This window comes from Thioalkalivibrio sp. ALMg3 (assembly GCF_000381225.1).
Lineage (GTDB): Bacteria > Pseudomonadota > Gammaproteobacteria > Ectothiorhodospirales > Ectothiorhodospiraceae > Thioalkalivibrio > Thioalkalivibrio versutus.
Map to the genome: position 1 here is coordinate 309,318 of NZ_KB906221.1, position 24,826 is coordinate 334,143.

The following is a 24,826-nucleotide window of genomic DNA, read 5'->3' on the forward strand; positions in this document are numbered from 1 at the left end:
GTCTAGGTGATGCCCAAAAACGGTGTCAAGTATTCGTAATTTTATAAGATGCTGTTTTTATTGTTGATTACCCCGGGCGCCGACAGATATTCAGCGGCCCGGGGCAACGAGTATTTGGTGCAGATGGTGGGACTCGAACCCACACGGCTTGCGCCACTACCCCCTCAAGATAGCGTGTCTACCAATTCCACCACATCTGCCAATTCGTACAGGTACCGGATCTCAATCGGGCACATCGGCCGGCCGGCCGGATTGCGGGCCGCTGCCACCCGGGGGCTCTTGCCCCGGGAGCACTTCGGGCGGGAGGTCCGGCGGACCATCGCCCTCTTCTTCCATTGCCTCCATCTGGTCCAGCAGGCTCTCGGCCTCCGGGCTGGATGCCGCCAGATACGCAAGCGTCAGGCTGTTGAGGAAAAAGACCACCGCCAGCACGGCCGTCGAGCGGCTCAGGAAGTTCGCCGACCCGGCCGCACCGAACACCGTCGCCGATGCGCCGCTGCCGAAGGCCGCGCCGGCATCGGCGCCCTTGCCGTGCTGCATCAGGATCAGCGCGATCAGGCCAAGCGATACCGCGACCTGGACCACCAGGAGCAGGCCGTAAATCATGCCGCGACCTGCTCGCCCGCGGCGCGGGCAATGGCGGAAAATGCGTCGGCATCCAGCGAGGCACCGCCGATCAAACCGCCGTCGATGTCCTCGAGCGCCAGGAGGCCGGCCGCATTATCGGCCTTCATGCTGCCCCCGTAGAGGATGCGCAGAGCGGCTGCGACCTGCGGGTCGCGACCCGCAACACGATTGCGGATGAATGCATGCACTTCCTGGGCCTGTTCCGGCGTGGCGGTCAGACCGGTGCCAATCGCCCAAACCGGCTCGTAGGCGATCACGGCGCGGTCGAACGCCTCGACTCCGGCCGCATCCAGGACCGCATCGAGTTGCTCGGCGACCACAGTCTCGGTGCGCCCGCCTTCGCGGTCGGCCTTCTGCTCGCCCACACACAGGATCGGCGTCAGCCCGGCGGCCTGCGCCGCAACGAACTTGGCTGCTACCCAGGCATTGTCCTCGTTCTGCCGCTCGCGGCGCTCGGAATGCCCGACGATCACATAGCGGCAGCCCACCTCGGCCAGCATGGAGCCGGCCAGTTCGCCGGTGTAGGCACCCTTTTCCTGGTCGGAACAATCCTGCGCGCCGACGGCGATGGGGCCACCGGACAGGTCATTCGCGATTTCGGCGAGGTAGACCGCGGGCGGGCAGACCGCCACGTCCACGCCCCGGATGTCGCCCAGGCTGCCCTTCAGGGCGGACAGGAGCGCGCGGTTCGCGTCCCGCGAACCGTTCATCTTCCAGTTTCCGGCGACCAGCGGCGTGCGCATGCGGATCTTCCTCCTGCGATCGGCCGAACCCCGCAGATACACGGGGTCCGATCATGATGATTAGAGCGGCGGGATGTTACCGGCGCACCGGTAGCAAATCAACCAAGCCGTCGCGGGGCGCGCAGGCGAGGCTTGGTTGCGGCAATCAGATCGCCGCCCGGATGCTGTCCGCGATGCGCTCGGCGGCCGAGCGGGTCTCGTCGACATCTTCGCCCTCAACCATCACCCGCACCAGGGGCTCGGTACCGGAGGGACGCAGCAGGACCCGGCCACGCTGGCCGAGCTGATCCTCCACCGCGGCGACCTCGGCGCGCACTGGCTCGCCCTCCAGGCAGCCGGCCGCGGCACCGCTGACGGGCACGTTGATCAGGCACTGCGGCAGCTTGGGAATGGCCGCTGCGAGCGCCGAGAGCGGCTGACCGGTACGGTGCATCAGGTGTGCAACCTGCAACGCCGCCACCGTACCGTCGCCGGTCGTGGTGTGCTCCAGACAGACAATATGACCCGACCCCTCGCCGCCCAGGGTCCAGTCGCGACGGCGGAGCTCCTCCAGGACATAGCGATCCCCGACCTTCGCGCGCACGAACGGGATGCCGGCGCCCCCCAGGGCCTGCTCCAGCCCCAGGTTGGTCATCAGGGTCCCGACCACACCGCCGTCGAAGCCCCCGGCCTGTTGCCGCGCCAGCGCCAGGATACCGAGGATCTGGTCCCCGTCGACCACGGTGCCGTCGGCATCGGCCAGGATCACCCGGTCGCCGTCGCCGTCCAGCGCGATGCCGAGATCCGCCCCGGTCGCCCGCACCTGTTCGGCGACGTTCTCCGGGTGCAGGGCGCCGACCCCGTCGTTGATGTTGTAGCCGTCCGGACTGGCGCCGAGGATCTCGACCTGTGCCCCCAGCTCCTCGAACACGTGCGGGGAGACGTTGTAGGTCGCACCGTGGGCACAATCGATGACGATCTTCATCCCGCGCAGCTCGGAACGCGCCGGGATCGCGCTCTTGCAGAACTCGACGTAGCGTCCAGCGGCATCCTGGATGCGCACGGCCTTGCCCAGACGCGCACTGTTGATGGGCTGTGCCGGCTGATCGAGACGCGCCTCGATAGCCGCCTCGGTCGCATCCGGCAGCTTGTCGCCCTCGGGGGTGAAGAACTTGAACCCGTTGTCGTGGAATGGGTTGTGCGAGGCACTGATCACGACGCCCGCAGTGGCACGGAAGGTATGCGTCAAGTAGGCGATGGCCGGGGTCGGCATCGGTCCCAGCAACGCAACGTCCAGCCCGGCGGCGGACAACCCGGCCTCCAGTGCCGACTCGAACATGTAGCCGGACACGCGCGTGTCCTTGCCCACCAGGACCGGCCCCTGGCGGTGGCCGTTCTCGCCCAGCACCTCGCCCACGGCATACCCGAGGCGCAGCGCAAACTCCGGCGTCATCGGCCAGTCGCCGGTGCGCCCACGGATGCCGTCGGTTCCGAAATACTTGCCCATCAGTTCCCTCGATTGTCCTGTCCGTCGCCACCATCCGGTCGCAACGCTGAGTATAGCGCCAGGGCATCACGGGTCGCCGAGACATCGTGCACACGCAGGACACGCGCACCGGCCTGTGCCGCCAACAGGGCCGCCACGGCACTGCCGGGATCCCGCTCAGCGACCGGACGGTCATCCAGCAGCTGACCGATCATCGACTTGCGCGAGACGCCCACCAGCAGCGGCAAGCCGGAGGCCGCCAGGCGCGGCAGGCCGCGAAACAGCGCGACGTTGTGCTCCAGGGTCTTGCCGAAGCCGAAGCCCGGATCCAGCAGGATCTGGCCGCGCGGCACGCCGCCCCGCAACAACTCCGCCACCCGCTGCTCGAGGAAGGCGCGCACCTCGTCCACCACATCGTCGTAATGCGGCGCCCGCTGCATCGACTGCGGATCGCCCTGCATGTGCATCGCGCAAAGCGCTACGCCACGCTCGCGGGCCGCCCCCATCGCGACCGCCAGCGCCCCTTCGGCGCGAAAGCCGTTCACGTCATTCAGCATCCCGGCACCGACGGCAACCGCCTCGCGCATCATCTCCGGCTTCATGGTGTCCACGGACAGCGGAACATCCAGTTCCGCGCGCAGGGCTTCGATGACCGGAAGCACCCGCTGACGCTCATCCTCCAGCGCCACTGGCGCCGCACCGGGGCGAGTGGATTCACCGCCCACGTCAAGGATCTCGGCCCCCTCCGCGACCATGGCGCGGGCCCGCGTCAGCGCATCTTCCACCCGCGCGTACTGGCCACCGTCGGAGAACGAGTCCGGGGTGACGTTCAGAATCCCCATGATCCGCGGCTGCCCAAGGTCCAGGGCGTGCCCCCCGCATTGCAGTACCGGTGCGTCAGTCGGCACGATCGGCGTTCTCCTGTGAGTACCCAACGAAAAAGGCCGCCAGGACGAGGGCCTGGCGGCCAGTGGCGGCGACCGGACCCAAGCCCGGTCACGAAGTGGACGGATCAGGACTGCGGCGCAGGACCGCCGACCACACCCTTGTCATCGTCACCCCGACCATCGGAGCCGTCCTTGGCGTCACCATCGGCATCCGAGGCACCACCCTCGGCCTCGTCGCTGGCCTGCGCCGAGCCACCGGAACCGCCGCCGCTATCCCAATCCGCCGGCTCGCGGGGCTCGCGCCCGGCCATGATGTCCGCGATCTGCTTGTCGTCGATGGTCTCGTATTTCATCAGTGCCCGCGCCATCGCGTGCAGCGTATCGATATTGTCGACCAGGATCTGCTTCGCATGCTGGTAGTTCGCATCGATGATGTGACGGACCTCGGCATCGATCTGGCGCGCAGTGTCGTCGGACATCGGCTTCGACTTGCCCATTTGCCCACCCAGGAACGGATGCCCTTCTTCCTCACCGTAATCCAGCGGGCCGAGCTTTTCCGACAGGCCCCACTTGGTGACCATGTTGCGGGCGATCTGAGTGGCGCGCTCGATATCGTTCGAGGCTCCGGTGGTCACCTTGTCATTGCCGAAGATAATCTCTTCTGCCAGACGCCCGCCAAACAGGCTCGCCAGCTGACTCTCCAGACGCGTCTTCGAGTGGCTGTAGCGGTCCTCCTCGGGCAGGAACATGGTCACGCCCAGGGCCCGCCCACGCGGGATGATGCTGACCTTGTAGACCGGGTCGTGCTCCGGCACCGTCAGGCCAACAATCGCGTGGCCGGCCTCATGGTAGGCGGTCAGCTTCTTCTCGTCCTCGGACATCACCATGGACTTGCGCTCGGCGCCCATCATGATCTTGTCCTTGGCGCGCTCGAAGTCGGACATGTCCACCAGGCGCTTGTTGGAGCGCGCCGCAAACAACGCCGCCTCGTTGACCAGGTTGGCCAGATCCGCGCCGGAGAAACCCGGCGTGCCGCGCGCGATCAGATCCGGACGCACGTCGTCGGAGATCGGCGTTTTCTTCATATGCACCTTGAGGATCTGCTCGCGACCGCGTACGTCCGGCGGCGGCACCACCACCTGGCGGTCGAAGCGACCCGGGCGGAGCAGCGCCGGGTCAAGCACGTCCGGACGGTTGGTCGCGGCAATCACGATAACCCCCTCGGTGCCCTCGAAGCCGTCCATCTCGACCAGCAGCTGGTTCAGGGTCTGCTCACGCTCGTCGTGACCGCCGCCCATGCCGGCACCACGCTGGCGACCGACCGCGTCGATCTCGTCGATGAAGATGATGCAGGGGGCGTGCTTCTTGGCCTCGGCGAACATGTCGCGCACGCGCGAGGCGCCCACGCCAACGAACATCTCGACGAAATCGGAACCGGAGATGCTGAAGAACGGCACCTTGGCCTCGCCGGCAATCGCCTTGGCCAGCAGCGTCTTGCCGGTACCCGGAGAGCCGACCATCAGCACGCCGCGCGGAATCTGGCCACCCAGCTTCTGGAACTTGGACGGGTCGCGCAGGAAGTCGACCAGCTCGGTCACCTCCTCCTTGGCCTCGTCGCAGCCGGCCACGTCATTGAAGCTGACCTTGACCTGGTCCTCGGACATCAGCTTGGCCTTGGACTTGCCGAAGGACATCGCGCCCTTGCCACCGGCACCACCGCCCTGCATCTGGCGCATGAAGTAGATCCACACGGCGATCAGCAACAGGATCGGGAACCAGCTGATCAGGATGCTCATCAGCAGGGAGCGCTCGGCTTCCTCGTGGGCGTTCAGCTCCACGTTGTTCTGCAGCAGGTCGCCGATCAGACCGGGGTCGTTCGGGTTCACCGTGGTAAACGCCTGGCCCTCGATCGTCGTACCCTCGATCTTCTCACCCTTGATGGTCACGTTGTCCACGCGACCGCCCTGCACGTCGCGGATGAACTCGGAGTACGTAATGCTCCGAACATCCTGCGTCTGCTGCTGCGGGCCGAAGTTGTTGAAGACGGACATCAGGACGACGGCAATTACCGCCCAGATGATCAGATTCTTGGCCAGACCGTTCAAAACGACACCTCGAAGAACATTTAATCGTTAGCTTTTGGCAGCTTTACACATCCCGGGGCTCACGCGCCAATACGTACACTTCGCGTGACCGTGGCCGCGATGCCTTCGGCTTGCGCACCTTTACCGAGCCGAACCGCCGACGCACCTCGGCCAGATAGGCATCAGAACCTTCACCCTGAAACAGCTTGACCAGAAATGCGCCCCCGGGGTTCAGAATGCGTGTCGCCAAGTCCAGCGCCAGTTCACAAAGATGGATCGAACGCGGCAGATCCACCGCACCCGTCCCGGTCAGGTTGGGGGCCATGTCGGAAAGCACAAGATCGGCACGCTCATCGCCCACCAGGGCAAGTATCGCGTCCAGCACGGCGTCCTCGCGGAAGTCGCCGGTGACGATCTCCGCGCCCGGCACCGGGTCCATCGGCAAGATGTCCGTGGCAATCAGCACGCCCTTGCGGCCAATCTTCCGAGCGGCGTACTGCGTCCAGCCGCCCGGTGCCGCGCCGAGGTCCACCACGCGCATGCCGGGTTTCAGCAACCGGTCGCGCTCATCGATCTCCTGCAGCTTGTACACCGCCCGCCCGCGGTAACCCTCCTGCTGGGCCCGCTGGACGTAGGGATCGTCGAAATGCTCCTTCAACCAGCGCTGACTGGAGCGGCTACGCTTGGGCATTGAGCGGCCTCGCAGCTGCGGACGGCATGCTACAATTTTGATGTTTAAACACTGAAAAATGGCCTCCTGTGAATCTGACCGACGCGCAACGCCGCCATCTGCGCAGCCTCGCCCATCCGCGCAAGCCCATCGTGACCATTGGCCGCAATGGGCTGACTGATGCCGTACTGGCGGAGCTGGAGCTGGCGCTGACCCACCACGAGCTGGTCAAGATCAAGGTGAACATCGGCGACCGCGAGGTCCGCAACGGCACCGTGGAAGAGCTCTGTGAACGCACCGGCGCCGCGCGAGTGCAACGCGTCGGCTATGTCGCCACCCTGTTCCGCCGCAACCCGGATGACCCGAAGGTCTCCCTGGACCCGGCCTGACCCCACCGCCCGGTTGCGCCCCTGAGCGCGACCGGGACCCGCCGCGTCATCAGTTGACGTAGCGAACCTCCAGGATCTCGTATTCCGTCTCCCCGCCCGGGGCCTGCACGGTCACGACGTCGCCTTCTTCCTTGCCGATCAGCGCCCGCGCAATCGGCGAAGACACCGAGATCATGTTGTTCTTGATATCGGCCTCGTCGTCACCAACGATCTTGTAGGTGACCTGGCGCCCGTCCGCAGTCGCCTCCAGCACCACGGTGGTCCCGAACACCACCTTGCCGGTCTGCGGCAGGGTGGCCACGTCGATGATCTGGGCGTTGGAGAGCTTCGACTCCAGCTCGCGGATGCGGCCCTCGATGAAGCTCTGCTGTTCGCGTGCCGCGTGGTACTCGGCATTCTCCTTGAGGTCGCCGTGCTCGCGCGCATCGGAGATCGCGTTGACCACGCGCGGGCGATCCTCGCCCTTCAGCTTCTTCAGCTCTTCCTTCATCTTTTCCGCGCCAGTCACGGTCAAGGGCGTCTTGTTCATGCGCTTTTCCCTCCGAGATTTTCCTGGTGGAGGTCCTGCAGCCGGAAGACGTCATTCGCCCCCAGGTGATCCAGGGCCTGTACGGTGGCCTTGGCCCCGGCGATCGTGGTGGTATAGCCCACCTTGTGCATCAACGCCTCGCGGCGAATGGTGTAGGAGTCGGAGGTCGACTGCTTCCCCTCCACGGTATTGATGATGAAGCTGATCTCGTCGTTCTTGATCATGTCCACGATGTGCGGGCGACCCTCGGTGACCTTGTTCACGCGCGTCACCTGAATGCCGGCTTCCTCCAGCACGTTCGCCGTGCCACGCGTCGCCAGGACCTCGAAGCCCAACTCCACCAGGCGCCGGGCCACTTCCGCCACGTGCGGCTTGTCGATCTCGCGCACCGACACGAAGGCCTTGCCGGTGGACGGCAACAGTACGCCCGCTCCCAGCTGGCTCTTGGCGAACGCCTCGGCAAAACTGCGCCCGACCCCCATCACCTCGCCAGTGGATTTCATCTCCGGCCCCAGGATCGGGTCCACGCCCTGGAACTTGGCGAACGGAAACACCGATTCCTTCACCGAATAATAGTCCGGATAGACCGCATCGCCCACGCCCTGCTCGGGCAAGGTCTGCCCGACCATGCAACGCGCGGCAATCTTGGCCAGCGGCCGTCCGACGCTCTTGGAGACGTACGGCACGGTGCGCGAGGCCCGTGGATTCACCTCCAGCACGTAGATATCGTCGCCCTTGATCGCAAACTGGGTGTTCATCAGGCCGACGACCTTCAGGCCCAGTGCCATCTTGCGCACCTGCTCGACCATCTCGTCCTGGAGTTCCATGGACAACGAGAACGGCGGCAGGGAACAGGCGGAGTCGCCCGAGTGCACGCCGGCCTGCTCGATGTGCTCCATGATCCCGCCGATGATCACGTTCTCGCCATCCGAGATCGCGTCGACGTCGACCTCGATGGCGTCATCCAGGAAGCGGTCCAGCAGCACCGGGGCATCATTGGAGACGGACACCGCGTTCTTCATGTAGCTGCGCAGGTCCTCGCGGTCGCGCACGATCTCCATCGCGCGCCCACCGAGCACGTAGGACGGACGTACGACCAGTGGGTAGCCGATCTCCTCGGCCAGCTTCTCGGCCTCCTCCTCGCTGCGCGCGGTGCGGTTCGGCGGCTGCTTGAGCCCCAGCTTGTTCAGCAGGGCCTGGAAGCGCTCGCGGTCCTCGGCCAGGTCGATGGAGTCCGGGCTGGTGCCGATGATCGGCACGCCAGCGGCCTCCAGGTCCCGCGCGAGCTTCAGTGGCGTCTGGCCACCGTACTGCACGATCACGCCGGCCGGCTTCTCGGTCGCCACGACCTCCAGCACGTCCTCCAGCGTCAGCGGCTCGAAATACAGCCGGTCCGAGGTGTCGTAATCGGTCGAGACCGTCTCCGGGTTGCAGTTGACCATGATGGTCTCGTACCCGTCCTCGCGCATCGCGAGCGCGGCATGCACGCAGCAGTAGTCGAACTCGATGCCCTGACCGATGCGGTTGGGCCCGCCGCCCAGCACCATGATCTTCTGCTTGTCGGTGGGATCCGCCTCGTTCTCCTCTTCGTACGAGGAGTACATGTAGGCCGTGGTAGTCGCGAACTCGGCCGCACAGGTATCCACCCGCTTGTACACCGGGCGCACGCCCAGTCCATGGCGGTGTTTGCGCACCGCCTTCTCGGTATCGTTCACAAGCTTCGCCAGGCGCAGGTCGGAGAATCCGCGCTGTTTCAGACGGTACATCTCCTCGGCGCTGATCTCGCCCAGGATGCGGTCCTTCACGCCCTTCTCGACGTCCACCAGCTCCTGGATCTGGGCCAGGAACCAGGGGTCGATCGCGGTCAGGTCGAAGATATCCTGGATCGAGAAACCCGCACGGAAGGCATCGGCCACGTACAGCACCTGCTCGGGGCTGGGGTTGGCGAGCTTCGTGCGCAGCTGATCGGTCACGTCATCGGCGGTCAGATCGATGCGCTCGTCGAGGCCGTCCATGCCGGTCTCCATCGAGCGCAGCGCCTTCTGGAACGACTCCTGGAAGGTGCGGCCAATGGCCATGGCCTCACCCACCGCCTTCATCTGGGTGGTCAGGCGTGCATCCGCCTGCGGGAACTTCTCGAAGGTGAAGCGCGGGATCTTGGTGACCACGTAATCGATGGACGGCTCGAACGAGGCCGGGGTCAGACCACCGGTAATGTCGTTCTTCAGCTCGTCGAGGGTGTAGCCCACCGCCAGCTTGGCCGCGACCTTGGCGATCGGGAAGCCGGTCGCCTTGGAGGCCAGCGCGGAGGAACGCGACACCCGCGGGTTCATCTCGATCACGATCATGCGCCCGTTCTCCGGGTTGATCGCGAACTGCACGTTGGAGCCACCGGTCTCCACGCCGATCTTGCGCAGTACCGCCAGCGAGGCGTCGCGCATGATCTGGTATTCCTTGTCGGTCAGGGTCTGCGCCGGGGCCACGGTGATCGAGTCGCCGGTGTGGATGCCCATCGGATCGAGGTTCTCGATCGAGCAGATGATGATGCAGTTGTCCGCCTTGTCACGGACCACCTCCATCTCGAACTCCTTCCAGCCGAGCGCGGACTCCTCCAGCAGCACCTGGTTCACCGGCGAGAGATCGATCCCGTTCTTGACGATGTACTCGAACTCCTCGCGGTTGTAGGCGATGCCGCCGCCCGAACCACCGAGGGTGAACGACGGCCGGATGATCACCGGGAAGCCGATCTTCGGCTGGATCTCCTGCGCCTCCTCCCAGGAGTGCGCGAGCATCGCGGTCGGCGTATCCAGGCCGATATCAGCCATCGCCGCCTTGAAGTGGTCGCGGTCCTCGGCCATATCGATCGCCGCCTCGTTGGCACCGATCATTTCCACTCCGAACTTCTCCAGCACGCCTTCCCGGGACAGGTCCAGCGCGCAGTTCAGCGCGGTCTGCCCGCCCATGGTCGGCAGCACCGCGTCCGGGCGCTCCTTCTCGATGATCTGGGCGACCGTCTGCCAGTCCACCGGCTCGATGTAGGTGGCATCCGCCATCTCGGGGTCGGTCATGATGGTCGCCGGGTTGGAGTTCACCAGGATCACCCGGTAGCCCTCCTCGCGCAGGGCCTTGCAGGCCTGGGCGCCGGAGTAATCGAACTCGCAGGCCTGACCGATCACGATCGGGCCGGCCCCGAGGATCAGGATGCTCTGGATGTCGGTACGCTTGGGCATGTGACGGCTCTCGCAGGCTGTCGAAATCGGAAATTCGGTCGGAAAATCGGGGGGAAGGCGTTAGCTGCGCGCCGTGCGCATCATCTCGACAAAGTCGTCGAACGCCGGGGACACGTCATGCGGCCCCGGGCTCGCCTCGGGGTGGCCCTGCAGGCTGAACGCCGGGCAGTCGGTGCGGGCGATGCCCTGCAGCGTGCCGTCGAACAGCGACCGGTACGTCGGCGTCAGCGTCTCCGGCAGGTTGTCCTCGTCGATCGCGAAGCCGTGGTTCTGCGACGAGATCATCACTCGCCCGCTGGCCTCGTGCCGGATCGGGTGGTTCGCCCCGTGGTGGCCGAACTTCATCTTCACGCTCTTGCCGCCACTGGCGATACCCAGCAACTGATGCCCCAGGCAGATCCCGAACAGCGGCAGCTTGCGCTCGCAGAAATCCCGGATCGCCTCGATCGCATAGGTGCAGGGCTCGGGATCGCCCGGCCCGTTGGACAGGAACACCCCGTCGGGCTTCAGCTCCATCACCTCGTCCACCGGCGTCTCGGCCGGGACCACGGTCACGCGGCAGCCGCGATCGGCCAGCATGCGCAGGATGTTCTGCTTCATGCCAAAGTCGTAAGCCACCACGTGATAGTCGGCGGCCTTCGCATCGACCCGCGCCGGCTCCTCGCCCAGCTGCCAGGTCCCTTCCAGCCACTCGTAGCGGCTGCGCGTGGTCACCTCGCGCGCCAGATCCATGCCCTTGATCCCGGGGAACTCGCGCGCGGCCGCCAGGGCCGAGGCCTCGTCCACGTCGCCGGCCTGAATGCAGCCGTTCAGCGCGCCCTTCTCGCGCAGGATGCGGGTCAGCTTGCGGGTATCGATCCCGCTGATCGCCACAATGCCATGACGCAGCAGGTAGTCCGGCAGCGACTCGCGCGAGCGCCAGTTGGACACCAGCGGCGGCAGATCACGGATAATCAAGCCCGCGGCATGGGCCCGCGAGGACTCGTCGTCCTCCGGGTTCGTTCCGGTGTTGCCGATATGCGGATAGGTCAGCGTGACCATCTGCCGGTGATAGGACGGATCGGTGAGGATCTCCTGGTACCCGGTCATCGCGGTGTTGAACACCACCTCGCCAACCGTCTGGCCCAGGGCGCCAATCGCCTGACCATGAAACACAGTGCCATCTTCCAGGACGAGCAGAGCAGGCGCGGACACAGGGGGACCTCCAGGTGGTCTGGGTCGGGGCCGCCAGGCGATTCGCCGGCGGCGGTACTGCGATTCGTTCGGGATCTGCGACCCGCCCTCGTCCGCACCACTCTACCGGGGTGTGAACCCCTTTTTCGGCAACGATTCGGTGCTCGGAGGACGGATACGATTACGCCTTCAAGTGTACGCGAGCGCCGCGCGCGGCGTCCAACGAGATCCCCACTTCCGGCGTCTCCGCCCGCCACTCGCCGCCCGCTTTCCGGGCCCGAACACCGCCTACCCGGCCCAAGTATGAAACCGATGCTCCGTGGCTAGCCTGGCCATTCAGGCTGGCCCTGGTTCATCGCTCGGTGTTTACGGCGGCTCCGGTCCGCCACCTGCCAGGCGCTCTCTCGCGAGCGCACCGCGAGGTACTTTCTTGCTTACCCAAGAAAGTACCCTTCGAGGCGCACCCGGATTCCGCCCGGGAACCTTGCTCCAGGGCCCTCGGGCCTGCGGCGCTGAACTCGCTGCGCCTGCGGCTCCGCTCAGACATCCAGCGCCTTCTCCCGGCCCGAGCACCCTTCCGCAAGGGGCTCCATACGGGAGGGGAAGGTCAAAACAGACGGCATCTCGTAGGGTGCGGTTGAGCCCAGCGAAACGCACCATCTCCCACGCCGTGCGAAACCCTGATGCGATTCGCTTCGCTCATCCGCATCCTACGCCCCCGGCGCCCGCCACGCGGGCGCGGCACGCCATGGCCGAAGGCCGCGCGTGCCGAAGATGTATGAAGACCTAGCCATCATCCATTGGCAACAACGCTGGGATAGCCGTTGTTTTGACTTACCTCCCCGTTGTCGTCGCGCCGAGTGGAGAGGCTTTTCGCGGGATTCAAGGCGCTGGATGTCTGAGCGAAGCGCAGCGTAGCGAGTTCAGCGCCGCCCGCGAAAAGCCTCGGAGCGAGGGAAACCCCGGCCCGCGCAGCGGGCCGGGGTCGCGGCAGTCGGGCGTGTTTCTTAGTTACTTCTTTGCACGAGCAAAGAAGTAACTCGCGGCGCGCTGGCGAGTCAGCGCCTGGCAGGCGGCTCGACGAAAGCACCGTAAACACCCGATGCCGAACCAGGGCCAGCCACAACAAGCCTGTCGGCCGGTCGAAGGCACCGTAAACACCGGATGACGAACCAGGCCTAGCCTTCGCCAAACGCAGCCCCTACCGGCTAGAGGTCGCGCAGCCCCAGCACATCCTGCATGTCGAACAGCCCATTGCCAGCGCCGGCCAGCCAGACCGCCGCACGCACCGCACCGGAGGCGAACACCGTGCGACTGGAGGCCTTGTGGGTAATCTCCACACGCTCGCCATCACCCGCAAACAGAGTCGTGTGCTCGCCGACGATGTCGCCGCCGCGCACCGTGGCAAAACCGATAGTGCGCCGGTCACGGGCTCCGGTCTGGCCCTCGCGCCCGTAGACGGCGTCCTGCTCCAGATCGCGGCCCAGGGTCTCCGCGACCACACGCCCGAGCTTCAGCGCGGTACCGGAGGGCGCGTCCACCTTGTGCCGGTGATGGGCCTCCAGGATCTCCACATCCACGCTGTCGCCCAGCGCCCGCGCGGCCAGCTCCACCAGCTTGAAGGTCAGATTGACCCCGACACTCATGTTCGGCGCATAGACGATCGGCAGATCCCCTGCCGCCGCCTGCAAGCGCTGCTCCTGCTCCGCATCCAGCCCGGTGGTGCCGATCACCAGTGCCTTTCCGGCGTTCGCACACAGCTCCAGGTGCTGCATGGTCGCCTGCGGCGAGGTGAAATCGATCAGCACATCGAAATCGTCGGTAACCGTCGCCAGATCCTCGACCAGGCGCACCCGGCCCTCCGCGCCCACCGCCTGACCGATGGTCTCGCTGCCGGGGCGCTCACTGGCCGCCCCCAGCTGGGCATCGGGGTGTTCGTCCACCGCCTGCACCAGGTTCTGGCCCATGCGCCCGCCGGCGCCCGCAATCGCAATTCGAATCATCTTTGTTCCATCCAGTGCTATCGATCCATCGGGTTACGCGCACCCTACGAAGCTTTGCCCCGGCACGCCAGTTACAGGGTTCGCACCGGGGTGCGGAAACGCCATTCGCCATACACCGAGGCGATCACCCCGGCCGCGGCCAGGAACGCCGCGAACACATACACCGAGGCTGGGCTGATGCCATCCCACAGATAGCCGGCCACCAAGGATCCCGAGGCACCGCCCAACCCGAAGGCCAGCGACGAATACAGCGCCTGCCCGCGCCCCTGCAACCGCCCGGGGAAGAAATAGTGGATCAGCGAGATCGCCGCCGCGTGGTACACCCCGTAGCTGGCCGCATGCAGGATCTGAATGAACAGCAGCATCGGCAACGAATCCGGGACCGCCGCCAGCAGCCCCCAGCGCAGCGTCGTCAGCACCAGCGCCGCCGACACCAACAACCAGGCGCCGAAACGCAGGATCAGCCGCGGCATCAACAGGAACAGCACCACCTCCGCCGCCACCCCCAGCGCCCACAGCTGCCCGGCTACGGAGCGCGAGTAGCCGGCCTGTTCCAGGTACAGGGTAAAGAAGGCGTAGTACGGCCCGTGGCTCGCCTGCATGAAGAAGCAGGCCACAAACAGCGCGATCACCTCGGGGCGGCGCAGCACGGTTAGCAGGGGCGGGGCGTTATTATCCTCGTCGAGGTTGCGCGCCGGCTCGCGCACGAACTGCGACGCCGCCACCACCGCGATCAGCACCGCCAGCACGATCCACGGCAGCCAGGCCACGGCGATCCGGTCGAAGGCCCAGCCCAGCACCGCCACCGCGACGATGAAGCCGACCGAGCCCCACAGCCGGACCAACGCGTAGCGATGCGCATCCCGCCCCAGCGACCGCATGGTGGCCGCCTCGAACTGCGGCAGGATCGCGTTCCAGAAGAAGCTGTAGGCCGCCATCACCACGGCCAGCCACCAATACCCGGTGTACAGCAGCACGCCGGTGAAGGCGACCGCCCCGCCCAGCGCGCCCCAGCGGGCGATCGGCATGTGCGCGCCGGCGCGATCCGCCAGCCAGCCCCAGACGTTGGGCGCAATGATCTTGGTCGCCAGCACGATCGCCATCAGCTCGCCGATCTGGGCGCCGCTGAACCCCTCCTCGGAGAGGTACGGCCCCCAGAACGGCATGAAGGCGCCGAGGCTGGCGAAATAGAAGAAATAGACCGCGGACAGGCGCGCGTTCTGCGTCACTGCCATGAGGGGACCGCTACACGATCAGGACGACACGGCCGTAGGCCGCGTCATTCGCCGGGATGGTCGCGCAGCTCCAGCCCCGAGTCCGGGACATCGGCGTTCTGCGCACGGTGACGCAGGGCGTGGTCCATCAGCACCAGCGCCATCATCGCCTCGGCGATCGGGGTCGCGCGGATGCCCACGCAGGGGTCGTGCCGCCCCTTGGTGATCACCTCCACCGGCTCGCCGGCGGTGTTGATGCTGCGCCCGGGCAGACGGATGCTGGACGTCGGCTTCATGGCAATGCTGGCCTGCACCGCCTGACCGGTGCTGATCCCGCCCAGCACGCCGCCGGCGTGGTTGGACAGAAAGCCCTCGGGGGTGATCTCGTCGCGGTGCTCGGTGCCGCGCTGGGTCACGGATTCGAAACCCGCGCCGATCTCCACGCCCTTCACCGCGTTGATGCTCATCAGCGCGTGCGCCAGGTCGGCGTCCAGGCGGTCGAACACCGGCTCGCCCCAGCCGGCCGGCACCCCGGTCGCCTCGACCGTCACCCGTGCCCCGATGGAATCGCCCGACTTGCGCAGGGCGTCCATGTACTCCTCCAGTTCCGCGACCTTGTCCGGGTCGGGGGAGAAGAACGGGTTGTCGTTCGCGATCTCCGGCTGCTTCGGCTCCAGCTCGATCGGGCCGAGCTGCGACAACCAACCGCGGATGGTGATCCCGTAGCGCTGCTCGAGATAGCGCCGCGCGATGCCGCCGGCCGCCACCCGCAGCGCGGTCTCGCGCGCAGAACTGCGCCCGCCGCCGCGGTAATCACGCACGCCGTATTTCTGGTGATAGGTGTAGTCCGCATGCCCCGGGCGGAAGCGGTCCTGGATGTCGCCGTAATCCTTGGAGCGCTGATCGACGTTCTCGATCAGCAGCCCGATCGGCGTACCCGTGGTACGCCCCTCGAACACCCCCGACAGAATACGGACCTGATCCGGCTCGCGACGCTGGGTGGTGTGGCGCGACTGGCCCGGCCGGCGGCGATCCAGGTCAAACTGCAGATCCGCCTCGCAAAGCTCCAGACCGGGCGGACAACCGTCCACCACCGCGCCCAGGGCCGGCCCGTGACTTTCACCAAAGGTACTGACGACGAACAGTCGCCCAAAGCTGTTTCCCGACATGCGCGTAGTGTATCCGCGGCCGCGCCGGCTGTCGCCTGTTCCCCCACCCCGCGGCCGGTCGGCGACGGGCGGAATGGCACGCTCGGCAACCACGTCCCCTATCTGCCATGATCGACGTGCAGCACCCATAACCAGAAAGGAGGAACCCATGACGAATTCCCTGACCCGCCTGGTGACCGGCACCGCCGCGGCCCTGTGCCTCGGCCTCGCCAGCAGCGCCCAGGCCGATGTCTATACCCAGCGCTTCATGACCCTTGAACTGGCCAACGACATCGCCATGGGCGCCGTCGAGGCCTGCCGCGAGATGGGCCACCAGACCGCGGTGGTCGTGGTTGATCGCGCCGGCAACGACCAGGTGGTCCTGCGTGACCGCATGGCCGGCGTGCAGACCATCCAGATTGCCGGCGATAAGGCCCGGGCCGTGACCATGTCCGGCACCACCTCCGCCAACTTCCGCGACAACCGCGAAGACATCCGCATGGAGATGAACCACGTGGATGGCATCATCATGCTGGCCGGCGGCCTGCCAATCGAAGCGGCCGGCAGCATGCTCGGAGCGGTCGGCGTGTCCGGTGCGCCCGGCGGCGATCTCGACGAGGAATGCGCCCAGGCCGGGATCGACCGGGTCCAGGAACGCCTCGACTTCGCCATGTAAGCATTGCGGGTGCCAGGGAACGGCGCCCGCCCCCAGGAAAACACCATGACCGACACCCCCCGCCCCGCCCCGAAACGCATCTCGCCGGTGGAGACCTACGAGCGTCTGCAGGCACGCCCGCGCGACCTGCTGATCGACGTCCGCTCGACCATGGAGTATCTGTTCGTCGGCCATCCGACCGGCTCCATCCACATCCCGTGGATCGACGAACCCGACTGGACCGTGAACCCACAGTTCGTGCCGCAGGTGCGCAAGCTGCTGCTGGGCGGCGTCAGCGATCACAGCGAAGAAGCACCGGCCCTGTACCTGATCTGCCGCAGCGGCAAGCGCACGCTGGACGCCGGGCAGGCCCTGGTGGACGCCGGCATCGAGCATGTCTTCTCGGTGGACGAGGGCTTCGAAGGACCACTGGACGAGAACCACCAGCGCTCCACCCGCAGCGGCTGGCGCTACCACGGCCTGCCCTGGGAGCAGTGCTGAGGCCCGCGACGGATCCCCTACAGCCACGGGGGTTGCGCGCACCCCGGGGGGTTTGGTTCATAATGAACTCGGACGCGTCACTGCGGCGTTCGATTGTGGCCCGGTGGTACCCTTGAGCCTTAATTTTTCACCACGGGACCGAGTACTTCCGTTTCGCTGTGCATGTCCGTCTTCGAGCGGAAAGCCTAAAGATCCGGAGACTTCTCCCACCTGAGCCCTAGGTTCAAGGTCAAGGGCCACGCCGGCGCCTGCGGGGCGCGTCCACTTCTTTATTGATCCCGATTTCCTTTATGCCTGCGGAAACCGACTCCGTTCAAGATTCGCTATCGCCCGACGATCTGCGTGCCCTGCGTCTGCGCCTGCGCCGCGCGCGGGCGGCTTTGTCGGATTCCCAGCTCGACCACCACTCTGCCGCCATTTGCGGACACCTGCTGCGCTGGTTCGAGCGCTGGAAGCCGCATTGTGTCGGCGCCTATCGCGGCCTGCGCGGCGAGGTCGACCTGACCCCACTGACCGTCGCCCTGGCCCGGCGCGGCACCCGCATCGCCCTGCCGGTGATGGACGACAAACGCCCCGGGCACATGCATTTCCACACCTGGGCCCCGGATGAGCCGCTTTGCCACAACGGCTTCGGCATCGCCGAGCCCTGTCCGGACGCCCCGCGCATCTGGCGCCGCGAGATGCAGGTGGTGCTGATGCCGCTGGTGGCCTTTGACACTGCCGGCAACCGCATGGGCATGGGCGCGGGCTACTACGATCGCTACTTCGCCCGGCGCCGCTTCGGCATCCGCCGGCCGAAACTGATCGGCGTGGCCCACTCGCTGCAGGGCGTCCCGGCGCTGCCCACACAGCCCTGGGACGTCCCGCTGGATGGCGTTGTCACAGAACAGGGCTGGCATGCGCTTCCAGACCGCGCGCGGCACAATACGCACACCTGACCACACCCCTTATTTGGCACGAGGAGCCCGCATGGCCTACTGGCTGATGAAGTCCGAGCCCGACGAGTTCAGCATCGACGACCTGGAACGCGTCGGCGTGGAGCCGTGGGACGGCATCCGCAACTACCAGGTGCGCAACATGATGCGCGACGAGATGAAGAAAGGCGATCTCGCCTTCTTCTACCACTCCAACGCCAAGCCGCCGGGCATCGTCGGCATCCTGCGCATCGAGAAAGAGGCCTATCCGGACACCTGCGCCTTCGACCCCGAAGACCCGCACTACGACCCAAAGAGCGACCCGGACAACCCGCGCTGGCTGCGCGTGGACGTCGCCTTCGAGGAAAAATTCGGCGACATCATCACCCTCGACTGGCTGAAGCAGCAGCCGCAGCTCGAGGACTGCCCGCTGGTGCGCCGCGGCAACCGGTTGTCGGTAATGCCCATCACCCAGGACCAGTGGGACTTCATCCTGAGCCACGCCCAGCGCGGGAAGTAACCGCGTGGCCACGCTCTACCACTTCCCGCACGATGCGAAGGCCGACCGCCTGCGCCTGGCCTGCGGCTACAAGGGTGTCGCGCTGGAGACCCGCGCGCTGGACTGGTTCGACGACGAGACCTTCTTCGAACTGGGCGTGGCCCGCCAGTCCCCGATCCTGCAAACCGACGACGGTACGCTGCACACCGACACGGTCACGGCACTGCGCGATATCGACCACCTGTTCCCGACCGGCGAGCCACTCTCCGACGGCGTCATCACCGAGGACGCCTGGCAGGCCCTGGTGGACTGGCGCGCCAAGGTGGAGATCGTGCTGGACCGGCTCTACGCCCCGCTGGCGCCGGGCTTTCACGGCATCGGCGAGAGCGCCGAGGCCCTGGCCGATTTCAAGGCGCATGTGCAGCACCGCTTCGGCCTGTCGCTGGAGGAGCTGGCCAACGACCGCTACGACGGCTACAACCAGCTCGCCAAGCTGAGCCACCTGCCGGAACTGGCCAAGCACCTGGCCGCCAACCGCTTCTACCTCGGCCACCCGTCGATCGCCGACTGCGTGATCGCCGCCGACCTCTACCCGCTACAAATGCACGACGGCATCAACCTGCCGGTCGACATGCTCTACTACCTCCGCCGCGTCGAGGAGACCTTCAACACCCCCCTCAACACCCACTGGCTCGCCCGCTGAAGACCATGTGGGAGCGGCCTTGGCCGCGAAACGGCGGTAGGCGCTGGCGCAGGCACGCTCCCACTGGACTGCTTGCTACATCGACGAAAGGAGCAGCAACGATCAGGCCGCCGCAAAGCGCCGGATATGATTCTCGTCCCGAGCCGCGGCCCGGGCCAGATCGTAGTTGGTCTGCATCGTGAGCCAGTGGCGTGCCTCGCCGATTCCCCCACTCTCCAGACGCACCGCAAAATCCGGTGAAATGGCGGCGTGTTCGTTGAGAACACGCGAGACCGCGTTGCGGGACATCCCCAGATGCTGCGCAAACTCCGTCACCGAAAGACCCAGCCCCGGCAGCACACGCCGGCGCAGGATCCGCCCGGGGTGGGGCGGGTTCCGCATCGCCGCGTCTTCCTGAAGGTCAGTGGTAATCTTCATAATCCACCTGATCCGCATCGTCGCCACTGAAAGGGAAGGTGACGACCCAGTTGCCGTTCACATGCACCGAGAAAAAGCCGGCGCGATCCCCACGCAGCGGATGAAAATCCATGCCCGGGAGATCTAGGGAAACACTGATCAATGTACACACTCGCGCTCGAGTCGCTTTTGCGCGCGAACAAGGCGCGGCGACTGCCGTGCAGTCACTCTGCACAAGGGAACCGCAACGCCGTGCGCGCGCAAAAGCGACCGAGCCCCTTGCATTCAATGGCTTGTGAGGTTGGCACCCCAGGTTCCCCGATCCTGCGTTGCGCCGCTGGCGGGTAGAACCACTACCCGCTGCACGACGCGCCTTGTCTCGGAAAACCTGGGGTGCCAACGCGAGCGTGTACATTGATCAGTGTTTCCCTAGCTGTCCGGGATGGGTCGCTGCATCCAGCAGCGCGAGAATGTCTTCCAGGTCTTCCACATGGTCCGCCGGCAACCCACGGCGATCGCCGCTCGCATACAAGCGTTTTAGTCCCTTGTGACGAATCTTCCTGATCATCGGCCTTCCTTGGCACGCAACTTCGACTGTAATCCGTAACGTTACGGTGGTCAATGCAATCCACTGACAAGCGGCTCAGCCAAAGCGGTAGTGCTTGCGGATGTCGCGGTGGATCTCCCAGGTGCAGTCCATGCCCTCGGGGAAGGTGACCAGGTCGCCCTCGCCGACCGTGACCGGCTCGCCGCCGTCCGGGGTCACCGTGACCTGGCCTTCCAGGATGTAGCAGACCTCGCGCTCGTCGTAGTGCCAGGGGAAGGTCGAGATCTCCTTCTCCCAGACCGGCCAGTCGAACACCCCCAGGCGTTCCAGGTGGTCGTGGTCCGGGCGATGAATCACTTCGATGGACATGACAGCCTCCTCAATACCGAGAGCACGCGAGCCTAAACCCAACGCGTTCGCAGACCAACCGGCGGCCCGGTCAAACACCCGGGCGCGGGCCTGCCCGAGCCGCACCTCCGAAGCGCCGCAGCAGCAGGAGCACGAACGCCCCCACGCCGAGGGCGGCCGGCAGGAATTCCAGCCACTGGCCAAGGCCCCAGGCCATGTAGCCGGTGACCAGCGCCCACAGCAGCGGGATGATCGCCAGCACCAGGGGCGGACGCGACGGCACCAGCAAAAGCATCCCCAGGGTCAGCAGCATCACCGGTCCCGGGACCACGCCGACATATTGCAGCTGCGTCCAGGGCGTTTCGGCCAGCGCGGCGTCCAGAAGTGGGTACCCCACGAAGGCATGGGCGATCAGCACCATCGCGGCCCCTCCCCCCAGCCGGCCGGGCCAGCCGAAGCGGGCCTGGCCCATCAGGGTCAGCGCGAACACCAGCATCAGGCCCTGGGCCACGAACACTCCGGCCAGCCATTCGGCGGCGAAGTGGAACGGCGCCAGCGAACCGCCGAAGAAGGCCACCCCGGTCCAGATCCACAGCACGCCCAGCAACAGGCCAATGACACGGCCAGCCGCACGCGAACCCGGAACCACCAGCCCCACAGCCACCAGTGCGAGCAGTGCGCCGATCCCGTGCAGGGGCCAGATCGCGGTGTTGTACTGGCCCAGGATCGCCAGCCAGGTCGAGGCCTCAAACGGCAGCATGTCGGCTCCCCGGTCGCAAGGATTCGGAGGCCAACCCTACAGGTCCTGCACGTACGCGACCATGCGGCTGCGCATTCCGGCGTCCGGCATGGGGCCGTACAGCGCGCCCATGTTCTCCTCCATGTGCGCCACCACCGAGGTCGCGGGGATCGCACAGGTCACGTCCGGGTGCGAGACGATGAACTTGAGCAGGAACTGCGGCCAGTTCTCGCATTCGATCTCCGCCGCCCAGTCCGGCAGCGGATGCCCCGCGAACTGGTTGATCAGCGCCTTGCGCCGAAACGGGCGGTTCGCGATCACCGCCACCCCGCGTTCCCGCGCCAGCGGCAACAGGCGCTGTTCCGCTTCGCGATCCAGGACGTTGTAGGTCAGCTGCACGAAGTCCAGGTCCTCGCGCCGCAGGATGCGCTCCAGCTCGTCGTGGCGCCGCCCGTGCGAGGTGGTCACACCGATATAGCGAACCTCCCCCGCCTCACGGCGCTCGCGCAGGGTTTCCAGGTGCGCCTCCCAGTTCTGCAGGTTGTGCACCTGCTGCAGGTCCAGGGTGTCGACACCCCACAGATCCCGCGACTCCGAATGCTGGTCGCGGCCGGTCGAGGTGCTGCGCGTCCAGATCTTGGTCGCCGAGAACACACCCTCCGGATGGCCCAGTTCGCGCAGGCCGTGACCGACCACCGCCTCCGCGCGCCCGTACATCGGCGAGGAGTCGATCATCCCGCCGCCACGGCGGACAAAGGTATCCAGGATGCGGGTACGCACCGCCAGCGCTTCCGGATCCTCCGGCACGTTGAAGGTAATCCACGTCCCCATCCCGATCACCGGGATCTCCTCCCCGGAAGACGGGATCGGCTTGCGCTGCGGCTCACGCCCCTCGGCGGTCCCACCGACAAGGGGCCACCCGGCCCCGGCCGCCACCGCGGACCCGGCCATCCAGCGCAGGAAGGATCGGCGTGAACGCCGCGGGGATGGATGTTTCATGGCAGGTGATCACCGAAGAAGACTCCATCCGTGGGCCATCCGGCCGCGCCACAAGTTCCCTATGCGACGGCCTGCAGGTGCCGGGCCAGCGCCGAGACCAGCGGTTTCATGAAGTATCGACCATCCGGTACCACGGTGGGGGTAATACCGTGAGCGTGCAGTTCATCCGCCACCACGGGGCCAATCGCCGCGACGATGGTGCGCCGCAACGCCTCCCGCAATGCATCCTGACGATCCTCGGCCTGGCCGACCCGCAGCAGACGCCGGACCTGGGCCTGGCTGGTAAAGGCGATCGCATCCACCTCTCCTGCGATCAGGGCTGCAATCAGCTCGCTCACACGCCCCGTCTCGGCGGCATCCGCGTAGCGGTAGGGCCAGACCAGGAACACCTCCGCGCCCGCCGCCCTCAGGAAATCCAGCAGGCGGCGGTTGGGCTCCGCACCGTAGAGCTGCACACCGATACGTTGTCCGTGCAGGTCCTGAGCGGACAGGGTCTGGATGATCCCTTCGGTGGTCGGTGCCGCCGCCACCGCATCGGGCCGCACACCGAACGGTTTCATCGCGCGGCCGGGTTTGGGGCCCCGTACCAGCGTCGGGGTTCCGGCCACGGCCGTCAGCCAGGTAGCCTCGCACCCGGCGCGCCGAGCAAAGCCGGTCAGCCGAGTAAACCCCTCCCCCGTCAGGAAGATCAGCCGATCGAACGGGGCATCGATGGCGGTTGCCAGCCAGGACTCGATGGCCGCCTGGTCGAGGCTGTCGTGGATGGCGACCAGCGGGCAGCGCCACACCTCGGCCCCGCGCCGCTCCAGCAGCCCGGCAAACACCTCCAGTGCACGGCTCTCCGGGAGCGCGACCCGGACGCCGGCCAGCCCGCCAGAGACCGCATGCGTACGATCCTCCAATCCGCTCACGCCGCGCTCGCGGTCACGACACCGGATGCCGGCATCAGCTGCGGGAACGTCGTGGCCGACCCGGCATCCGGCCGGAACCAGTCCAGGCGCTGATGGCAGGCGGCGACCTCGCCGATCACGATCAGGCTGGGCGAGCCGACCTGATCGCGTTCGGCGCGGGCGGCCAGGGTATCCAACGTGCCGGTCACGACACGCTGACGGGCGGTCGTGCCGTTCTCGATGATCGCGGCCGGGGTCCGCCCGGCACGGCCCGCACCCTTGAGCCCCCGGCAGATCTCCCCCAGCCCCTTGCGGCCCATATAGAACACCAGCGTCTCGCGGGTGTTCGTCAGCTGCGACCAGTCCACGTCCAGCCGGCCCTCGCGGGTATGGCCAGTAATGAAGCGCACGGACTGGGCATGATCACGGTGGGTTAGCGGGATGCCCGAATAGGCGGCACAGCCACTGGCCGCGGTGATGCCGGGCACCACCTGATAGGCCACGCCGTCGCGGGCGAGCACGTCCAGCTCCTCGCCGCCGCGGCCGAACACGAACGGGTCGCCGCCCTTCAGTCGCGCCACGCGCTTGCCCTCGCGCGCCAGCCGCGAGAGCAGTTCGCTGATCGCCTCCTGCGGCACGCAGTGATGATCGCGCTCCTTGCCGACATAGAAGCGCTCGGCCTCGCGCCGGGCCAGGTTCACCACCTCCGAGGACACCAGGCGGTCGTAGACGACCACGTCCGCCTGCTGCAACAGACGCAACGCGCGGAAGGTCAGCAGGTCCGGATCACCCGGCCCGGCGCCGATCAGATAGACCTCGCCCGGCGTGGCGGCATCCGCTTCATTCAATTCCTGTTCCAGACGCTCTGCGGCCGCATCCATACGTCCGGCCAGCGCCAGCTCGGTGGCCGGCCCGGCAAACGCACGCTCCCAGAAGGCCCGCCGCGCGTTCACACTGTCGAAATGGGCGCGCACCCGGTCGCGCAGGCGACCGGCGAGATCCGCCAGGCGCCCATAGCCGGACGGGATCAGGCTCTCGATCTTCGCGCGCAGCAGACGCACCAGCACCGGGGCACGGCCACCGGAGCCGATCGCGATGGTCAGCGGGCCGCGTTCGACGATGGCCGGCAGGATGAAGCTGCAAAGCTCGAGCTGGTCCGCCACGTTCACCGGGATCGAGCGCGCAACACAGTCCTCCGAGACCTGGCGGTTAACCTGCTCGTTGTCGGTCGCGGCGATCACGATCGCCACCTGCCCCAGGTACTCGGTTCGGTAGGTACCCGGCTCGCGGGTGATCGACTCCGGGTGCTCGCGCAACAAGCGCTCGGCGGCATCACTGTAGTCAGGGGCTCGCAGGCGCACCCGCGCCCCGGCCTCCAGCAGCAGCGCCGCCTTGCGCGCGGCCACCGGACCGCCCCCGACCACCAGGGCCTGGCGGCCGTGCAACTGCATATAGATCGGCAGGTGTTCCATG

The 24,826-nt window shown here is 66.6% G+C and carries 26 protein-coding genes, 1 tRNA gene, 1 other RNA gene and 2 pseudogenes; 8 read left to right on the plus strand and 22 right to left on the minus strand.

Annotation, left to right across the window (positions count from 1 at the left end):
• Positions 1–115: 115 nt before the first annotated feature.
• The 7 genes from F622_RS0105340 to rlmE form a co-directional block, all read right to left on the minus strand.
• Positions 116–200, minus strand: a tRNA-Leu gene (locus F622_RS0105340).
• Positions 201–222: 22 nt separating this feature from the next.
• Complete coding sequence (gene secG / locus F622_RS0105345) at positions 223–606, minus strand: preprotein translocase subunit SecG (protein WP_018167903.1); 384 nt, start codon at positions 604–606, stop codon at positions 223–225.
• Positions 603–1,370: a triose-phosphate isomerase gene (gene tpiA / locus F622_RS0105350; protein ID WP_018176462.1), complete on the minus strand. Its 768-nt coding sequence runs from the start codon at positions 1,368–1,370 to the stop codon at positions 603–605. The genes secG and tpiA overlap by 4 nt, the downstream gene beginning before the upstream one ends.
• A gap of 145 nt (positions 1,371–1,515) precedes the next feature.
• The gene (gene glmM, locus F622_RS0105355; RefSeq protein WP_019571467.1) at positions 1,516–2,856 is read right to left on the minus strand and encodes a phosphoglucosamine mutase; all 1,341 of its coding nucleotides are present in this window, start codon (positions 2,854–2,856) and stop codon (positions 1,516–1,518) included.
• A complete protein-coding gene (gene folP, locus F622_RS0105360) occupies positions 2,856–3,743 on the minus strand; it encodes a dihydropteroate synthase (RefSeq protein WP_018176463.1) in 888 nt (295 codons plus the stop codon). The genes glmM and folP overlap by 1 nt, the downstream gene beginning before the upstream one ends.
• 104 nt (positions 3,744–3,847) lie before the next feature.
• The gene (gene ftsH, locus F622_RS0105365) at positions 3,848–5,827 is read right to left on the minus strand and encodes an ATP-dependent zinc metalloprotease FtsH (protein WP_018146241.1); all 1,980 of its coding nucleotides are present in this window, start codon (positions 5,825–5,827) and stop codon (positions 3,848–3,850) included.
• Between the two features lie 43 nt (positions 5,828–5,870).
• Positions 5,871–6,497, minus strand: coding sequence for a 23S rRNA (uridine(2552)-2'-O)-methyltransferase RlmE (gene rlmE, locus F622_RS0105370; RefSeq protein ID WP_018167907.1), 627 nt, complete (start codon positions 6,495–6,497; stop codon positions 5,871–5,873).
• Between the two features lie 68 nt (positions 6,498–6,565).
• Between rlmE and yhbY the strand changes: the two genes are divergently transcribed.
• A complete protein-coding gene (yhbY, locus tag F622_RS0105375) occupies positions 6,566–6,865 on the plus strand; it encodes a ribosome assembly RNA-binding protein YhbY (RefSeq protein WP_018146243.1) in 300 nt (99 codons plus the stop codon).
• Between the two features lie 49 nt (positions 6,866–6,914).
• Here the strand turns inward: yhbY and greA are convergent, their stop codons facing one another.
• From greA to aroC, 7 genes and pseudogenes are all read right to left on the minus strand, one after another.
• Positions 6,915–7,394 carry a transcription elongation factor GreA gene (gene greA, locus F622_RS0105380; protein WP_018146244.1) on the minus strand — a complete coding sequence of 160 codons (480 nt, stop codon included), beginning with the start codon at positions 7,392–7,394 and terminating at the stop codon, positions 6,915–6,917.
• The gene (gene carB, locus F622_RS0105385; protein WP_018146245.1) at positions 7,391–10,624 is read right to left on the minus strand and encodes a carbamoyl-phosphate synthase large subunit; all 3,234 of its coding nucleotides are present in this window, start codon (positions 10,622–10,624) and stop codon (positions 7,391–7,393) included. Before carB ends, greA begins: the two co-directional genes overlap by 4 nt.
• A gap of 60 nt (positions 10,625–10,684) precedes the next feature.
• Entirely contained in the window at positions 10,685–11,818 is a 1,134-nt protein-coding gene (gene carA, locus F622_RS0105390; protein WP_018176464.1) for a glutamine-hydrolyzing carbamoyl-phosphate synthase small subunit, read from the minus strand.
• A gap of 518 nt (positions 11,819–12,336) precedes the next feature.
• Positions 12,337–12,594: pseudogene (locus F622_RS14190) on the minus strand (hypothetical protein).
• Between the two features lie 411 nt (positions 12,595–13,005).
• Entirely contained in the window at positions 13,006–13,800 is a 795-nt protein-coding gene (dapB, locus tag F622_RS0105395) for a 4-hydroxy-tetrahydrodipicolinate reductase (RefSeq protein ID WP_018146247.1), read from the minus strand.
• A 71-nt stretch (positions 13,801–13,871) separates the two neighbouring features.
• Complete coding sequence (locus F622_RS0105400; protein ID WP_018176465.1) at positions 13,872–15,035, minus strand: MFS transporter; 1,164 nt, start codon at positions 15,033–15,035, stop codon at positions 13,872–13,874.
• A gap of 44 nt (positions 15,036–15,079) precedes the next feature.
• Positions 15,080–16,183 carry a chorismate synthase gene (gene aroC, locus F622_RS0105405; RefSeq protein ID WP_018176466.1) on the minus strand — a complete coding sequence of 368 codons (1,104 nt, stop codon included), beginning with the start codon at positions 16,181–16,183 and terminating at the stop codon, positions 15,080–15,082.
• A gap of 148 nt (positions 16,184–16,331) precedes the next feature.
• Between aroC and F622_RS0105410 the strand changes: the two genes are divergently transcribed.
• The 6 genes from F622_RS0105410 to F622_RS0105430 all read left to right on the plus strand — a co-directional run bounded on the left by F622_RS0105410 (position 16,332) and on the right by F622_RS0105430 (position 19,434).
• On the plus strand, positions 16,332–16,838 hold the full coding sequence (locus tag F622_RS0105410) for a heme-binding protein (protein WP_018167912.1): 507 nt from the start codon (positions 16,332–16,334) through the stop codon (positions 16,836–16,838).
• Positions 16,839–16,883: 45 nt separating this feature from the next.
• Positions 16,884–17,318 (plus strand): rhodanese-like domain-containing protein, encoded by a 435-nt coding sequence (locus F622_RS0105415; RefSeq protein WP_018937960.1) that lies wholly within the window; start codon positions 16,884–16,886, stop codon positions 17,316–17,318.
• 74 nt (positions 17,319–17,392) lie between these two features.
• Positions 17,393–17,578: non-coding RNA, 6S RNA (gene ssrS / locus F622_RS13750), on the plus strand.
• Between the two features lie 30 nt (positions 17,579–17,608).
• Positions 17,609–18,256 carry a 5-formyltetrahydrofolate cyclo-ligase gene (locus F622_RS0105420; RefSeq protein WP_019571468.1) on the plus strand — a complete coding sequence of 216 codons (648 nt, stop codon included), beginning with the start codon at positions 17,609–17,611 and terminating at the stop codon, positions 18,254–18,256.
• 31 nt (positions 18,257–18,287) lie between these two features.
• Positions 18,288–18,752, plus strand: a complete 465-nt coding sequence (locus F622_RS0105425) for an EVE domain-containing protein (RefSeq protein WP_018176468.1) — start codon at positions 18,288–18,290, stop codon at positions 18,750–18,752.
• Between the two features lie 4 nt (positions 18,753–18,756).
• Entirely contained in the window at positions 18,757–19,434 is a 678-nt protein-coding gene (locus F622_RS0105430) for a glutathione S-transferase family protein (protein ID WP_018176469.1), read from the plus strand.
• Positions 19,435–19,536: 102 nt separating this feature from the next.
• Here F622_RS0105430 and F622_RS0105435 read toward each other — a convergent pair whose 3' ends face one another.
• Positions 19,537–19,815: a HigA family addiction module antitoxin gene (locus F622_RS0105435; protein WP_018176470.1), complete on the minus strand. Its 279-nt coding sequence runs from the start codon at positions 19,813–19,815 to the stop codon at positions 19,537–19,539.
• Between the two features lie 19 nt (positions 19,816–19,834).
• Positions 19,835–19,963, minus strand: a complete 129-nt coding sequence (locus tag F622_RS13380) for a type II toxin-antitoxin system RelE/ParE family toxin (RefSeq protein WP_018176471.1) — start codon at positions 19,961–19,963, stop codon at positions 19,835–19,837.
• An 84-nt stretch (positions 19,964–20,047) separates the two neighbouring features.
• Here F622_RS13380 and F622_RS14285 point away from each other — a divergent pair.
• Positions 20,048–20,248, plus strand: a pseudogene (locus F622_RS14285) (hypothetical protein); the annotation flags it as partial.
• Here the strand turns inward: F622_RS14285 and F622_RS14105 are convergent.
• From F622_RS14105 to cysG, 6 genes are all read right to left on the minus strand, one after another.
• Positions 20,249–20,398 (minus strand): hypothetical protein, encoded by a 150-nt coding sequence (locus F622_RS14105; RefSeq protein WP_018176472.1) that lies wholly within the window; start codon positions 20,396–20,398, stop codon positions 20,249–20,251.
• A 75-nt stretch (positions 20,399–20,473) separates the two neighbouring features.
• The gene (locus tag F622_RS0105450) at positions 20,474–20,746 is read right to left on the minus strand and encodes a cupin domain-containing protein (RefSeq protein ID WP_018167919.1); all 273 of its coding nucleotides are present in this window, start codon (positions 20,744–20,746) and stop codon (positions 20,474–20,476) included.
• Positions 20,747–20,816: 70 nt separating this feature from the next.
• The gene (locus F622_RS0105455; RefSeq protein WP_018650401.1) at positions 20,817–21,485 is read right to left on the minus strand and encodes a DUF6064 family protein; all 669 of its coding nucleotides are present in this window, start codon (positions 21,483–21,485) and stop codon (positions 20,817–20,819) included.
• A gap of 36 nt (positions 21,486–21,521) precedes the next feature.
• Positions 21,522–22,463: an aldo/keto reductase gene (locus F622_RS0105460; protein WP_018176474.1), complete on the minus strand. Its 942-nt coding sequence runs from the start codon at positions 22,461–22,463 to the stop codon at positions 21,522–21,524.
• Positions 22,464–22,522: 59 nt separating this feature from the next.
• Positions 22,523–23,374 carry a uroporphyrinogen-III synthase gene (locus tag F622_RS0105465; protein WP_018167922.1) on the minus strand — a complete coding sequence of 284 codons (852 nt, stop codon included), beginning with the start codon at positions 23,372–23,374 and terminating at the stop codon, positions 22,523–22,525.
• On the minus strand, positions 23,371–24,825 hold the full coding sequence (gene cysG, locus F622_RS0105470) for a siroheme synthase CysG (RefSeq protein WP_018167923.1): 1,455 nt from the start codon (positions 24,823–24,825) through the stop codon (positions 23,371–23,373). The genes F622_RS0105465 and cysG overlap by 4 nt, the downstream gene beginning before the upstream one ends.
• Position 24,826: the final 1 nt, after the last annotated feature.